The organism is Aeromonas caviae, from assembly GCF_000819785.1.
Lineage (GTDB): Bacteria > Pseudomonadota > Gammaproteobacteria > Enterobacterales > Aeromonadaceae > Aeromonas > Aeromonas caviae.
Window position 1 is genome coordinate 76891 of sequence record NZ_CDBK01000014.1, and the last position, 13352, is coordinate 90242.

Genomic DNA, 13352 nt, shown 5'->3' on the forward strand with positions numbered 1-13352 from the left:
TATCCAGCGTTTAGTGGGTTCGCTCGATGATGTAATCGGCAAACGCTTCCAGAATGTCGGTATTGTAGGGCAAGGATTGCAGGGCTGTTAAGGCCTTGTCATGCAGTTCGCGAGCCAGCTCACGGGCATTGTCGAGTCCGAGCAGGGCCGGATAGGTACTCTTTTCCAGCGCCAGATCCGAGCCTTGCGGCTTGCCCAGGGTGGCGGTATCGCCCGTGATGTCTAGGATGTCGTCCTGCACCTGGAAGGCGAGTCCGATGGCGGCGGCATAGGTTTGCAGGGCGATGAGGGTGGCGGGTTCCACGTCAGCCTTGCACAGGGCGCCGAGGGTCACGGCGCACTCGATGAGGGCCCCGGTCTTGTGGCGGTGCACCTGCTCCAGCTCGGCGAGGCTGATCCGGCGCCCTTCGGCGTCCAGATCCAGTGCCTGACCGCCGCACATGCCGAGATAGCCGGACGCGCGGGCCAGGGCACTCAGCATCCGCACCCGGTTGGCCATCAATGTATCGGGCATGGGGTGGTCGGCCAGAATGGAAAACGCCAGGGTCTGCAGGGCATCGCCTGCCAGGATGGCTGTGCCTTCATCGAAGGCCTTGTGTACGGTGGGCTGACCACGACGCAGGTCGTCGTCGTCCATGGCGGGCAAGTCGTCGTGCAGGAGGGAGTATGCGTGAATGCACTCCACGGCGGCGGCGGGGCCATCCAGCAGTTCGCTCTTGACGCCCAGCATCTCGCCGACGGCATAGACCAGGAAGGGGCGCACCCGTTTCCCACCGAGCAGCAGGCCGTATTTCATCGCGTCCCGCAAACGTGGCGCCATGGCGGGCAGGGCGTCAAGCTGTGCCGAGAGGCAGTCGTCGATGCGGCGCCGATGCAGGCGGGAGAAATCGTCCAGGGTCACTCACTCCTCTCCTTGTTCTGCTCGAAAGGGGACCGCTTGCTCGCTGCCATCGGCCTGGGTCAGGAGGATCTGGATCTTCTGCTCGGCCTGTTCCAGCTTCTGCTGGCCGGCGCGCACCAGATGGATGCCCTGTTCGAATTGTTTGAGTGCCTCCTCGAGGGGGAGCGAGCCCTGTTCGAGTTGATGCACTATGGTTTCCAGCTCTTCCAGGGTGGCATCAAAACTCAGACGGTCGATTTTTTTACTGGCCATGTCCATCCTCGGGGATTGAAAAAAACGGCTCATCTTAACATCGACCGGCCACAGGGGGGAGGCAGAAAAACGCGGCGTCCTCAAACTATCCTGACCCTGGCCGATAAGAACGGGCATGCAACCACGCATTGCCGATCGGCGATTGCGGTGTACCGGGCTTGCTGCCGGGGACGCAATAGCAGAAAATTCAACGCAATATAATGAGACGGCACGTTCGGCGACAGGAGTAGGGATGTGGATTTAGGGAGTCTGATAGGCTTGGTGCTGGGGTTCGGGGTCGTGGTGTACGGCATGTTGCTGGGCGGCCCCATGAGCATGTATGTGGACATGCCATCGGTCTACATCACCATACTGGGGTCCGTGTTCATCTGCATGATGAAATTCAACCTCGGTCAGTTTCTGATGGCCTTCAAGGTCGCGGGCAAGGCCTTCATGTACAAGGGGGACAAGCTCGACGATCTCATCACCAAGGCGGTGGAACTGGCGGATGCGGCCCGCAAGGGGGGCTTTCTGGCTCTGGAGGCGGCGGAGATCCCCAATACCTTCATGAAGAAGGGCATCGACATGCTGGTGGACGGCCATGATGCCGACGTGGTGCGTGCGGTGATGGAGAAGGACATCGAACTGACGTCCGAGCGTCACGCCACGGCCATCAAGGTGTTCCGCTCCCTGGGGGATCTCGGTCCGGCCATGGGCATGATCGGTACCCTGGTGGGGTTGGTGGCCATGCTGGCCAACATGAGCGACCCCAAATCCATCGGCCCGGCCATGGCGGTGGCCTTGCTGACGACCCTGTATGGCGCCATCGAGGCCAACATGATTGCCATCCCCATCGCTGACAAGCTGGAACTGCGCAGTGGCGAGGAACAGTTGAGCCGCACCCTGATCCTCGACGCCATCATGGGGATCCAGGATGGACAGAACCCGAGGGTGATCCAGGCCATGTTGCAGAACTACCTGAATCAGTCCAAACGCAACAACGGGACCGAATAGGAGCGCGCAGATGGCAAAGTGCAAGTGCCCGCCTCCCGGATTGCCCGGTTACATGGGAACCTTCGCGGATCTCATGTCCCTGCTGATGTGCTTCTTCGTGCTCTTGCTCTCCTTTGCCGAGATGGATGTGCAGAAGTTCAAGCAGATCGCCGGTTCCATGGAGAAGGCGTTCGGGGTGCAGAACATCCTGGAGGTCAAGGATATTCCCAAGGGAACCTCTGTCATCGCCCAGGAGTTTCGTCCTGGTCGCCCCGAGCCGACGCCTATTGACACCATCATGCAGCAGACCATCGACATGACCCAGACCGAGCTGGATTTCCAGCCTGGGGATGCGGACAAGGCGGGTGGACATGACAAGGCCGAAGGTCAGCAGAGCGGTGGCGATTCCGCCCAGGAGGCCCAGAAGGCGCAGGAGCAGTCCAACACCCTGGCCAAGGCACTGGCGGAGCAGATGCAGGCCCAGATCCAGGATGGGGCCATCGAGATAGAGGCGCTGGGTCAGCAGATCATCATTCGCATTCGCGAGAAAGCGGCGTTCCCGGCGGGGTCCGCCTTCCTGCAACCCCAGTTCTGGCCGGTGATCCGCAAGGTGGCTGCGCTGCTCAAGGATGTGCCGGGGGAGATCACCGTCTCCGGCCACACCGACAATGTGGCCACCGAGGACGAGTTGTTCCAGTCCAACTGGGAGCTTTCATCCCAGCGGGCGGTGGCGGTGGCCCACCAGATGATCAAGGTGCCCGGTTTTGACGGCAATCGTCTGGTGGTGCAAGGGATGGCGGATTCCCAGCCGCTGGTGCCCAACAACAGCCCGGAGAATCGGCGCATGAACCGACGTGTCGAGATCGCCATCATGCAGGGCAAACCGACGGTGTCGGCTCCGCTTGGCGTCTCGGAATCCAAGTAACGCTGGCCCAAAGCGGGATCCCGCTCGCAGGGGCTGACATGGATTTTGTGGCGGCTTCATATTAAGATGCCCCATCCGAACCGACAGCTGCGGCTCTCTTTTGATTGCCGCAGCTTCTCTTTATAAAGCAACCCAGGTTTCGACTATGAATCATACTCCGATGACTGTTCGCGGCGCTGAAAAGCTGCGTCAAGAGCTCGATTATCTCAAGACCGAGCTGCGTCCCCAGATTATCGAAGCGATTGCTGATGCCCGTGAACATGGCGATCTGAAAGAAAATGCCGAATACCATGCCGCCCGCGAGCAGCAGGGTTTCTGTGAAGGCCGCATTCAGGAAATCGAAGGCAAGCTCTCCAATGCCCAGATTATCGATGTCACCAAGATTGCCAACAATGGCCGCGTCATCTTCGGCGCAACCGTGACCCTGCTCAAAAGTGAAACGGAAGAGGAAGTGGTCTACCGCATCGTGGGAGACGACGAGGCGGACATCAAGCAGAACATGATCTCCGTGAACTCCCCCATTGCCCGCGCCCTGATCGGCAAGGAAGTGGATGACGTTGCCATCGTCAAGACGCCGGGTGGCGATGTGGAGTACGAGATCCTGGAAGTTGCCTATCTCTGATTGAACGTCGGGGAAAGAGACAGGGGAGCCGGGCTCCCCTGTTGTCTTTAGTCACCCTGATAGGTCTGGACGAAGGCGTCCTGGTGGCGCTGGAAGAGCCAGTCCCGCAATTGTTCCTGATCCTCCTTGCCCAGTCGGAACTGGACGGCCCAGTCATGGTGATGTTGATTGGCATCCACGTGCCTGATGAGGGTGCCTGTCATGGCCAGGGGAGGGAGATCCTCGATGCGAAGGTATCCGCCAAGTGGATCTCCCTTGGCAGAGGAGTCCGGCAAGCCGGCCACGATGAGACCGCCAAGGGAGAGGCTGTATACCTCGTACTCCGCGTCTTCGGTGCAGAGCACGGCCTTTTCGTCGAGTCGCCAGGCGCGCAGATGGGGCGAACCTAGCTCGGTAATGGTCGGCGCGGCGATGCGCAGCTCGGTGTGGCCCTCCTCTGCCTGGGTGCAGTGGAGCGGGAAACGCAATTGGTAGCCGGCGATGCGGGCTTCGAGTGTCAGAGGCTTGGCTCGCTGCAACAGGCTTTGGAGAGGAAGGGGCAGGGTGCCGCGCAGGTATTGGCTGGTGGCAATGTCTTCATCGTTTCCCAGGTCCCGCAGCATGGCCAGTTCTTCATCGGTGAGGAGCTGATGCTTGTCCATAGTGGGTGTCCGCGACTATTCATCGCAGGTTAAGGGCCTGACCACTATTTTGGCAAGCGACTTGGGAAGAAGGGAAATGAAGGAAAGAGCGAATGCTCTTTCCTGTTACTTGCGCGGCAACTGGATCTTGGGCTCTTTGGCCTGACGGTAGATGGTCAGTACATGGCCCATGCTCTGTACCTTGATGGAGCCGGTCTCGCGAACGATGGCATCCATCACCAGCTGTTTCATCTCACGATCTTCAGACGCAACCTTAACCTTGATCAGCTCGTGGTGGTTCAGGGCCAGATCGATCTCGGCCAGCACCCCTTCGGTCAGACCGTGTTGTCCCAGCAGGACGACCGGCTTCAGACTGTGGGCCAGGCCCTTGAGGTACTGTTTCTGTTTATTGTTGAGAATCATGGCAATTTCTTCATAAGTCAGGGTTGAAAGGGGCGTATTCTACCCCCACTTAGCCCTTAATACTAATAACCCTTGTGGTTTTTTAAAGTCGACAATCATGACCCAGAAAAAACGTTCCCCCAGTTCAACCCGCTGGTTAAAAGAACATTTCGACGACCAATACGTCAAGAAAGCCCAGAAGTTGGGACTGCGCTCTCGCGCCGTTTTCAAGATCGATGAGATCCAGGGCAAAGACCGGCTGCTCAAGCCGGGGATGACGGTAGTGGACCTGGGGGCTGCTCCCGGTGGCTGGTCCCAATTTGCCATCGACCAGGTTGGTGACAAGGGGCGCGTCATTGCGTGCGATATTTTGCCGATGGATTCCATTGCCGGTGTCGATTTCCTGCAAGGGGACTTTCGGGAGGAAACTGTACTCGGCGCCTTGCTGGAGCGAGTCAGCCCCGACAAGGTGGATGTCGTCATGTCGGACATGGCACCCAACATGAGCGGCACCCAGCAGGTGGATCAGGCCCGTGCCATGTACCTGGTGGAACTGGCGCTGGACATGTGCAATCAGGTCCTGAGCAGTAATGGCAGTTTTGTAGTCAAGGTGTTCCAGGGGGAGGGGTTTGATGCCTATCTCAATGAAATACGTAGACTTTTCTCTGTCGTCAAGATTCGAAAACCAGACTCGTCCCGTGCCCGTTCACGAGAAGTCTACATTGTGGCTACCGGTTTTAAACTGTAGTACCCTAACCCTCATCGTTAACTGTCAGTCTGCGAGGTCATTGATTTGAGTGACATGGCGAAAAACCTAATCCTGTGGCTGGTCATCGCCGTCGTGCTGATGTCGGTGTTCAATAGCTTCAGCCCCAGCGATACCACCAGTCGCCAGCTGGACTATTCCAGCTTCGTGAAAGAAGTGACCCAGGAGCAGATCCGTGAAGTGCGGATGGATGGCAAGGTCATCAATGGCGTCAAGCGCACCGGTGAACGTTTCACCACCATCATTCCTGCGCCGGATCCCCAACTGCTCAACGACATGCTCAACCATAACGTCAAGGTGATGGGTGAGAAGCCGGAAGAACCGTCCCTGATCACGTCCATCTTCATCTCCTGGTTCCCGATGCTGTTGCTGATCGGTGTCTGGGTCTTCTTCATGCGTCAGATGCAGGGCGGCGGCGGCAAGGGTGCCATGTCGTTCGGCAAGAGCAAGGCTCGCCTGATGAGCGAAGATCAGATCAAGACTACCTTTGCCGACGTAGCCGGTTGTGACGAGGCAAAGGAAGAGGTCAAGGAGCTGGTCGACTATCTGCGTGACCCGACCAAATTCCAGAAGCTGGGTGGCAAGATCCCGACCGGCGTCCTGTTGGTAGGTCCTCCCGGTACCGGTAAGACCCTGCTGGCCAAAGCCATTGCAGGCGAGGCCAAGGTGCCGTTCTTCACCATTTCAGGTTCGGACTTCGTGGAAATGTTCGTGGGTGTCGGTGCCTCCCGGGTGCGTGACATGTTCGAACAGGCCAAGAAATCCTCCCCCTGCATCATCTTCATCGATGAGATCGATGCGGTCGGTCGCCAGCGTGGCGCCGGTCTGGGTGGTGGTCACGACGAACGTGAGCAGACCCTGAACCAGATGCTGGTTGAAATGGATGGTTTTGAAGGCAATGAAGGCATCATCGTCATCGCCGCCACCAACCGTCCCGACGTACTGGATCCTGCTCTGCTGCGTCCAGGTCGTTTCGACCGCCAGGTCGTGGTCGGCTTGCCGGATGTTCGCGGTCGTGAGCAGATCCTGAAAGTGCACATGCGCAAGGTACCGCTGGCGGATGACGTCAATCCGGCGCTGATTGCCCGTGGTACCCCTGGTTTCTCCGGTGCCGATCTGGCCAACCTGGTGAACGAGGCTGCCCTCTTCTCTGCTCGCGAGAGCCGCCGAGTGGTCTCCATGCTGGAGTTCGAAAAGGCGAAGGACAAGATCATGATGGGGGCGGAACGTCGCTCCATGGTGATGAAAGAGTCCGAGAAGGAGATGACGGCCTATCATGAAGCGGGTCACGCCATCATTGGTCGCGTGGTGCCGGATCATGACCCTGTCTACAAGGTCTCCATCATTCCGCGCGGCCGTGCGCTGGGTGTGACCATGTACCTGCCGGAACAGGACCGCTGGAGCCACTCCAAGCAGCATCTGGAGTCCATGATCTCCAGCCTGTATGGCGGTCGTCTGGCGGAAGAGTTGATCTACGGTGCCGAGAAGGTATCGACCGGTGCATCCAACGACATCGAACGTGCCACCGACATCGCCCGCAAGATGGTGACCCAGTGGGGCATGTCCGAGCGTCTCGGCCCCATGCTTTACGCAGAAGAGGACGGTGAAGTCTTCCTCGGCCGCAGCATGGCCAAGGCCAAGCACATGTCTGACGATACCGCCCGCATCATCGATGCAGAGGTCAAGCAGGTCATCGATCGCAACTACGATCGTGCCAAGCAGATCCTGCTGGACAACATGGATGTGCTGCACACCATGAAAGATGCATTGATGAAGTACGAGACCATCGATGCCAAGCAGATCGATGATCTGATGGCGCGTCGCGAAGTCCGTGCTCCCAGCAACTGGCATGATGAGCACGGTGACACCCCGCAAGGTGGTGCCAGCGTGAACAACGGGCCGGAGGGCAAGGCGCCGGCTGAAGAGGGCAATGCACCTCTGAGTGACATCGACAAGGCGAACGATGTCCCGGCCAAATAAGTTGCCATGATACAAACCCCGGGCTTGCCCGGGGTTTTTCTTTGCACGAAGCGTTTGCCGCTCTTGTTGGAGGTAGTTGAAGCAATGCAGTTAATCAGCAAGGGACGTACCCTTTCTCTCGACCGTCCCCATGTCATGGGGATTCTCAATGTGACGCCGGACTCCTTTTCAGATGGTGGCCGCTTCAAGCAGATCGATCTGGCGTTGGGTCATGCCCGCGACATGGTGGCCGATGGGGCCACCCTTATCGATATAGGTGGCGAGTCGACCCGCCCCGGTGCCCCCGACGTCAGCGAACAAGAAGAGCTGGACAGGGTCATCCCCGTGGTGGAGCGCATGGTCGCCGAGCTGGATGTGATGATCTCCCTCGATACCTCCAAGGCGATTGTCATGCGGGAGGGGTGTGCTGCAGGTGGTCACCTCATCAATGATGTCCGCGCCCTGCAAGAGCCGGGAGCGCTGGGCGCAGCCGCCGAGGCTGGCGTACCGGTATGCCTCATGCACATGCAGGGGCAGCCCCGTACCATGCAGGTGGAGCCGCACTATGACGATCTGGTGGGGGAGGTGAGAGCCTTCTTTGACGAGCGGATTGCCGCTTGTCTGGGGGCCGGTATCCCGCGTGAGCATCTGGTATTGGATCCAGGCTATGGCTTTGGCAAGACGCTGGCGCACAACTATCAGCTGTTGGCCCAGCAGGCGTCACTGCTCGATTACCAACTTCCGCTCTTGGTGGGCATGTCACGAAAGTCTATGATAGGCAACCTGCTTGACCGCCTGGTAGACGAGCGGTTGGCTGGTAGTCTGGCCTGTGCCCTGATCGGGTTGCAACATGGCGCCAGGATCATCCGGGTGCACGACGTGCGGGCCACCATGGATGTCTTGCGTACAGGCTGGATGACCATGACGGGACAAGATTTCATATCCAAATAGAAAAACGAGAAACAGACAATGACCAGAAAGTACTTCGGCACCGACGGCGTGCGCGGCAAGGTGGGTGAATACCCAATCACCCCGGATTTCGTCATGAAACTGGGCTGGGCCGCCGGCAAGGTGCTCTCCAAGAAAGGGACCAAGAAGGTGCTGATCGGCAAGGATACCCGTATCTCCGGTTACATGCTGGAGTCGGCACTGGAGGCGGGGCTCTCCGCCGCCGGTCTCAAAGCCATACTGATGGGACCCATGCCCACCCCGGCGGTTGCCTACCTGACTCGCACCTTCCGTGCCGAAGCCGGCATCGTCATCAGTGCATCCCACAACCCCTATTACGACAACGGCATCAAGTTCTTCTCCGCCGACGGCACCAAGCTGCCCGATGATGTCGAGCTGGCCATCGAAGCCGAGCTCGACAACGAACTCAAGTGCGTGGAGTCCGCGGAGCTTGGCAAGGCGCAGCGCATCGATGATGCGGCTGGTCGCTACATCGAATTCTGCAAGAGCACCTTCCCCTCCAATCTGAGCCTGGAAGGGCTGAAAATGGTAGTGGATTGCGGTCATGGTGCCACCTACCACATCGCCCCTTCCGTCTTCCGCGAACTGGGTGCCGAAGTCATCGCCATCGGCTGCAGCCCGGATGGGCTCAACATCAATGACGGCGTCGGTTCCACCGCACCGGAGGCGCTGGCCGCCAAGGTCCAGGAGTGCAAAGCCGATCTCGGCGTTGCCTTCGACGGTGACGGCGACCGTCTGGTGATGGTGGACAGCACAGGTTACATCATCGACGGAGATGAGATCCTCTACATCATCGCCCGGGATGCCCTGCGCCATGGCCGTCTCAAGGGCGGTGTGGTGGGCACCCTGATGGCCAACATGGGGCTGGAGCTGGCGCTTCAGACCCTGGGCATCCCCTTTGCCCGTGCCAAGGTAGGTGACCGCTACGTGCTTGAAATGATGAACGAGAAGGGCTGGCGCATCGGGGGCGAAAACTCCGGTCACATCATCTGCCTGGATCAGACCACCACGGGGGATGGTATCGTCGCCGCCCTGCAGGTGCTGACGGCCATGCGCAGTGCCGAGATGCCGCTGGCCAAATTGCGTTCGGGCATGAGCAAGTTCCCGCAAGTGCTGGTCAATGTGCGCTTCGCCGAAGGCAAGGATCCGCTGACCTCCAGTGCCGTTCAGCAGGAAGTGGCGGCAGTGGAGCTGGAACTGGCCGGCCGTGGCCGGGTGCTGTTGCGCAAATCCGGCACCGAGCCCCTGATCCGGGTCATGGTCGAAGGTGAACACGAACAGCAGGTGCGCGATATGGCAGAGCGCATCGCCAAACAGGTCGAATCGGCGTTTTAATGAACAACCAAGGCGGCTTTTTAGTCGCCTTGGTTGTATCTTGTTCAAACGATTCGAAAATTTGAAAATAGCACTTGTCAGCTGAGCATCCTCTGGATATTATCAGCCCCGCTTTCGCAAGGGAGTTGCCGATGGGACATCGCAAGCCGTTTGTAGCAGCCAACTGGAAGTTACACGGTAGTAGGTCGCAGTTAGAGCAGTTTACGAGTCAGTGCACAGAACGCATTGATGAAGACGTAGATGTGGTCTTGTGTCCATCCCATGTGCATCTCGGTTTCACGGCCGAACTGCTCGGTGAGCAGGGAAGAGTGAAGCTGGGGGCTCAGAACGTGAGTCAGCACAGACAGGGCGCTTATACGGGTGAAATCTCGTGTGGGATGCTGGTCGAGGCAGGTTGCCGATATGTACTTGTTGGCCACTCCGAGCGCAGGCGTCTCTTTGGTGAGACCAGTTTTATCGTCGCAGAGAAGTTTGCGGCAGTCAGAGCAGCAGGTCTGATACCCATACTTTGTTTGGGTGAGTCAGGAGCAGCGAGGCAGGCAAGAAGAACCTTCGAGGTGATTGCCGAGGAACTGGACATAGTCATAGAGAAAAATGGCGCGATGGCTTTCGATAATGCTATCATCGCCTACGAGCCAATCTGGGCTGTAGGTACAGGTAAATGCGCCACACCCGAGCAGGCACAAGAGGTTCATTCCTTTATTCGCGGTCGCTTGGCGGAGGATACTCCGGTAATAGGTGAGAAAGTCAGAATCATCTATGGTGGGAGCGTGACACCGGCCAATGCACAAGATTTGTTTGCGCAGCCCGATATTGATGGCGGTCTGATAGGCAAGGCAAGTCTTGATGGCGAGGCGTTTTTAGGAATAGTTGAAGCGGCAAAGGGTGCAAGTTAAATGTACGAGATTCTTTTGGTCGTTTATCTGCTGGTATCGCTGGCTCTGATTGGTCTGGTGATGATTCAGCAAGGTAAAGGGGCTGATATGGGCGCCTCCTTCGGCGCAGGGGCATCGAACACAGTGTTCGGCTCCGGTGGTTCAGGCAGCTTCCTGACCCGCACAACAGCGATTTTGGCTACTCTGTTTTTCTTGATTAGTCTGGTTCTGGGTTCCATGTCCAGCAACAAGGTCAAGCAGGGTAGTGAATGGGAAAATCTGCAACAGACTCAACAAGTTGAGCAGAGCAAAGCGCCAGTGAAGAAAGATACTGACGTTCCCGAATAAGAGTTTTGCCGTGGTGGTGGAATTGGTAGACACGCTATCTTGAGGGGGTAGTGCTCTAGGGTGTGCGGGTTCGAGTCCCGCCCACGGCACCAATTAAGCAGTGAACCCGGGTAACCGGGATGTTATAGCCACTGAGTATTGTCTCACGAGAGTGAAGTGGCTATAATCTCGCACGATTTCGGACGCGGGGTGGAGCAGCATGGTAGCTCGTCGGGCTCATAACCCGAAGGTCGTCGGTTCAAATCCGGCCCCCGCAACCAAATTTCACGCATTTCCTACGCTCAGGAAGGCGGTCGCTGCGAGGCGACAATCAGGGTAAAGCGCCAAGCCCCGATTTGACATCGGGGCTTTTTGTTATGTGCAATTTACTCTGAATCTATTTCTATCTGGGCTATATGCCCTTTTTTCGTTTTTCGGAGGGTGACTTTGGCTACGTTGGAACAACGTTTGACCGATCTGCTCGAGGCTCCGGTCGTTGCCTTGGGTTTTGAACTGTGGGGTATCGAGTTTATCCGTGCGGGTAAGCACTCGACCTTGCGCGTTTTCATCGACTCGGAGCAAGGCGTGACGGTGGAAGACTGTGCCGAGGTGAGCCGCCAGGTCGGCGCCATCATGGATGTCGAAGATCCCATCACCGAGGAGTACTACCTTGAGGTGTCTTCCCCGGGTCTGGATCGTCCACTGTTCAAGGTCGCCCAGTTCGAAAAATACGTTGGCCAGGAGGCGGCGGTAACGCTTCGGATGGCAACAAACAACCGCCGCAAATTCAAAGGCGTAATCAAAGCCGTGCAGGGGGACATGATCACTCTGACGGTAGATGGTAAGGACGAGGTGTTGGCTTTCACCAATATCCAAAAAGCGAACATAGTGCCGAACTTTGGTTAACGAGGCTATCGGATATGAATAAAGAGATTTTGCTGGTCGTTGACGCTGTGTCCAACGAGAAGGCTGTCCCCCGCGAGAAGATTTTCCAGGCTCTGGAGACTGCGCTGGCGACTGCGACCAAGAAAAAATACGAAGGCGAGATTGAAGTGCGTGTCGAGATCGATCGCAAGACCGGTGACTATGACACCTATCGTCGTTGGGTCGTGGTGGCCGATCAGGCTTCCATGGAGAACCCGTACGGGGAAATCACTCTCGAAGCCGCTCAGATCGAGCAGCCGGATATCCAGATCGGCGACTATGTTGAAGACCAGATTGACTCTGTGACCTTCGACCGTATCACCACCCAGACCGCCAAGCAGGTCATCGTGCAGAAAGTGCGCGAGGCCGAGCGTTCCCAAGTCGTTGACCAGTTCAAGGACAAGGAAGGCACCATCATCAGCGGCGTGGTCAAGAAGAGCAATCGTGACAACGTGATCCTGGATCTGGGCAGCAATGCCGAAGCCGTGATCTTCCGTGACGACATGCTGCCCCGTGAGACCTTCCGTCCCGGTGACCGTATCCGTGGCCTGCTCTACGCCGTGCGTCCGGAAGCCCGTGGTTCCCAGCTGTTCGTCAGCCGCTCCAGCCCGGACTTCCTGAAAGAGCTGTTCCGCATCGAAGTGCCGGAAATCGGCGAAGAGATGATCGAAATCATGGGCGCCGCCCGTGATCCGGGTTCCCGCGCCAAGATTGCGGTCAAGACCAACGATCGTCGTATCGACCCGATCGGTGCCTGTATCGGCATGCGTGGTGCCCGCGTTCAGGCCGTCTCCGCCGAGCTGAGCGGTGAGCGTGCCGACATCGTGCTGTACGATGACAACCCGGCCCAATACGTGATCAACGCCATGGCGCCAGCCGATGTGGCCTCCATCATCGTCGATGAAGACAACCACACCATGGACATCGCCGTGGAAGCCGCCAACCTGGCCCAGGCCATCGGCCGCAACGGTCAGAACGTGCGTCTTGCCTCCCAGCTGACCGGTTGGGAACTGAACGTGATGACCGTCGAGGACATGCGTGCCAAGCACCAGGCCGAGAACGACCGCATCATGAACCTGTTCACCAGCACCCTCGACATCGACGACGATTTCGCCGGCCTGCTGATGGAAGAGGGCTTCTCCACCCTGGAAGAGATCGCCTTCGTCCCGGTCAACGAGCTGCTGGCCATCGACGGTCTGGATGAAGACATGGTCGAAGAGCTGCGCAAGCGTGCCAAGGATGCCCTGACCACCAAGGCCCTGGCCAAAGAAGAATCCTTTGAAGGCGTCGAGCCTTCCGAAGAACTGCTCAATCTCTCCGGCCTCGGTCGTGAAATGGCCTATGCCCTGGCCGCTCGCGGCGTCGGCACCTTGGAAGATTTGGCAGAGCAAGGTATCGATGACCTTGCCGACATCGAAGAGTTGACCGCCGAGAAGGCAGGTGAGCTCATTATGGCTGCTCGCAATATCTGTTGGTTCGGAGAAGAGCAGTCTGAATAAGGTC

Annotated in this window: 15 protein-coding genes and 2 tRNA genes; 13 read left to right on the forward strand and 4 right to left on the reverse strand. The window is 58.0% G+C overall.

What is annotated here, in order from left to right; translation table 11 throughout:
• Positions 1-10: 10 nt before the first annotated feature.
• Together ispA and xseB are read right to left on the reverse strand one after the other, a co-directional pair.
• Positions 11-901 carry a (2E,6E)-farnesyl diphosphate synthase gene (gene ispA, locus BN1120_RS01665; RefSeq protein ID WP_042014467.1) on the reverse strand — a complete coding sequence of 297 codons (891 nt, stop codon included), beginning with the start codon at positions 899-901 and terminating at the stop codon, positions 11-13.
• Complete coding sequence (xseB, locus tag BN1120_RS01670; protein ID WP_010675381.1) at positions 902-1153, reverse strand: exodeoxyribonuclease VII small subunit; 252 nt, start codon at positions 1151-1153, stop codon at positions 902-904.
• A gap of 234 nt (positions 1154-1387) precedes the next feature.
• Between xseB and pomA the strand changes: the two genes are divergently transcribed.
• The 3 genes from pomA to greA all read left to right on the forward strand — a co-directional run bounded on the left by pomA (position 1388) and on the right by greA (position 3672).
• Positions 1388-2146, forward strand: a complete 759-nt coding sequence (gene pomA, locus BN1120_RS01675; RefSeq protein WP_029314770.1) for a flagellar motor protein PomA — start codon at positions 1388-1390, stop codon at positions 2144-2146.
• A gap of 10 nt (positions 2147-2156) precedes the next feature.
• Positions 2157-3050, forward strand: a complete 894-nt coding sequence (locus BN1120_RS01680; RefSeq protein WP_042014469.1) for a flagellar motor protein MotB — start codon at positions 2157-2159, stop codon at positions 3048-3050.
• A gap of 145 nt (positions 3051-3195) precedes the next feature.
• Complete coding sequence (gene greA, locus BN1120_RS01685; protein WP_010675378.1) at positions 3196-3672, forward strand: transcription elongation factor GreA; 477 nt, start codon at positions 3196-3198, stop codon at positions 3670-3672.
• A 47-nt stretch (positions 3673-3719) separates the two neighbouring features.
• On the opposite strand, the gene BN1120_RS01690 is transcribed toward greA, so the two are convergent.
• Together BN1120_RS01690 and yhbY are read right to left on the reverse strand one after the other, a co-directional pair.
• On the reverse strand, positions 3720-4313 hold the full coding sequence (locus BN1120_RS01690; protein WP_042014470.1) for a PilZ domain-containing protein: 594 nt from the start codon (positions 4311-4313) through the stop codon (positions 3720-3722).
• Positions 4314-4418: 105 nt separating this feature from the next.
• A complete protein-coding gene (gene yhbY / locus BN1120_RS01695) occupies positions 4419-4715 on the reverse strand; it encodes a ribosome assembly RNA-binding protein YhbY (RefSeq protein WP_041215674.1) in 297 nt (98 codons plus the stop codon).
• A 97-nt stretch (positions 4716-4812) separates the two neighbouring features.
• Here yhbY and rlmE point away from each other — a divergent pair, with 97 nt between their 5' ends.
• The 10 genes from rlmE to nusA all read left to right on the forward strand — a co-directional run bounded on the left by rlmE (position 4813) and on the right by nusA (position 13348).
• On the forward strand, positions 4813-5442 hold the full coding sequence (gene rlmE, locus BN1120_RS01700) for a 23S rRNA (uridine(2552)-2'-O)-methyltransferase RlmE (protein WP_042014471.1): 630 nt from the start codon (positions 4813-4815) through the stop codon (positions 5440-5442).
• 45 nt (positions 5443-5487) lie between these two features.
• Positions 5488-7440 carry an ATP-dependent zinc metalloprotease FtsH gene (ftsH, locus tag BN1120_RS01705; RefSeq protein ID WP_042014472.1) on the forward strand — a complete coding sequence of 651 codons (1953 nt, stop codon included), beginning with the start codon at positions 5488-5490 and terminating at the stop codon, positions 7438-7440.
• An 84-nt stretch (positions 7441-7524) separates the two neighbouring features.
• Positions 7525-8370, forward strand: coding sequence for a dihydropteroate synthase (gene folP, locus BN1120_RS01710; RefSeq protein ID WP_042014554.1), 846 nt, complete (start codon positions 7525-7527; stop codon positions 8368-8370).
• 18 nt (positions 8371-8388) lie between these two features.
• Positions 8389-9723, forward strand: coding sequence for a phosphoglucosamine mutase (gene glmM / locus BN1120_RS01715; RefSeq protein ID WP_042014473.1), 1335 nt, complete (start codon positions 8389-8391; stop codon positions 9721-9723).
• Positions 9724-9854: 131 nt separating this feature from the next.
• Entirely contained in the window at positions 9855-10619 is a 765-nt protein-coding gene (gene tpiA / locus BN1120_RS01720; protein ID WP_042014475.1) for a triose-phosphate isomerase, read from the forward strand.
• Entirely contained in the window at positions 10620-10946 is a 327-nt protein-coding gene (gene secG, locus BN1120_RS01725) for a preprotein translocase subunit SecG (protein WP_010633113.1), read from the forward strand.
• Between the two features lie 7 nt (positions 10947-10953).
• A tRNA-Leu gene (locus BN1120_RS01730) sits at positions 10954-11038 on the forward strand.
• 91 nt (positions 11039-11129) lie between these two features.
• Positions 11130-11206, forward strand: a tRNA-Met gene (locus tag BN1120_RS01735).
• A 166-nt stretch (positions 11207-11372) separates the two neighbouring features.
• Positions 11373-11831: a ribosome maturation factor RimP gene (rimP, locus tag BN1120_RS01740; protein ID WP_010675370.1), complete on the forward strand. Its 459-nt coding sequence runs from the start codon at positions 11373-11375 to the stop codon at positions 11829-11831.
• Positions 11832-11845: 14 nt separating this feature from the next.
• Positions 11846-13348, forward strand: a complete 1503-nt coding sequence (gene nusA / locus BN1120_RS01745) for a transcription termination factor NusA (RefSeq protein ID WP_010675369.1) — start codon at positions 11846-11848, stop codon at positions 13346-13348.
• Positions 13349-13352: the final 4 nt, after the last annotated feature.

Bases quoted from the DNA above. Each gene is read 5' to 3' on its own strand.
- xseB (WP_010675381.1), bottom strand. From the start codon at position 1,153: ATGGCCAGTAAAAAAATCGACCGTCTGAGTTTTGATGCCACCCTGGAA.
- BN1120_RS01680 (WP_042014469.1), top strand. From the start codon at position 2,157: ATGGCAAAGTGCAAGTGCCCGCCTCCCGGATTGCCCGGTTACATGGGA.
- greA (WP_010675378.1), top strand. From the start codon at position 3,196: ATGAATCATACTCCGATGACTGTTCGCGGCGCTGAAAAGCTGCGTCAA.
- BN1120_RS01690 (WP_042014470.1), bottom strand. From the start codon at position 4,313: ATGGACAAGCATCAGCTCCTCACCGATGAAGAACTGGCCATGCTGCGG.
- yhbY (WP_041215674.1), bottom strand. From the start codon at position 4,715: ATGATTCTCAACAATAAACAGAAACAGTACCTCAAGGGCCTGGCCCAC.
- rlmE (WP_042014471.1), top strand. From the start codon at position 4,813: ATGACCCAGAAAAAACGTTCCCCCAGTTCAACCCGCTGGTTAAAAGAA.
- folP (WP_042014554.1), top strand. From the start codon at position 7,525: ATGCAGTTAATCAGCAAGGGACGTACCCTTTCTCTCGACCGTCCCCAT.
- glmM (WP_042014473.1), top strand. From the start codon at position 8,389: ATGACCAGAAAGTACTTCGGCACCGACGGCGTGCGCGGCAAGGTGGGT.
- tpiA (WP_042014475.1), top strand. From the start codon at position 9,855: ATGGGACATCGCAAGCCGTTTGTAGCAGCCAACTGGAAGTTACACGGT.
- secG (WP_010633113.1), top strand. From the start codon at position 10,620: ATGTACGAGATTCTTTTGGTCGTTTATCTGCTGGTATCGCTGGCTCTG.
- nusA (WP_010675369.1), top strand. From the start codon at position 11,846: ATGAATAAAGAGATTTTGCTGGTCGTTGACGCTGTGTCCAACGAGAAG.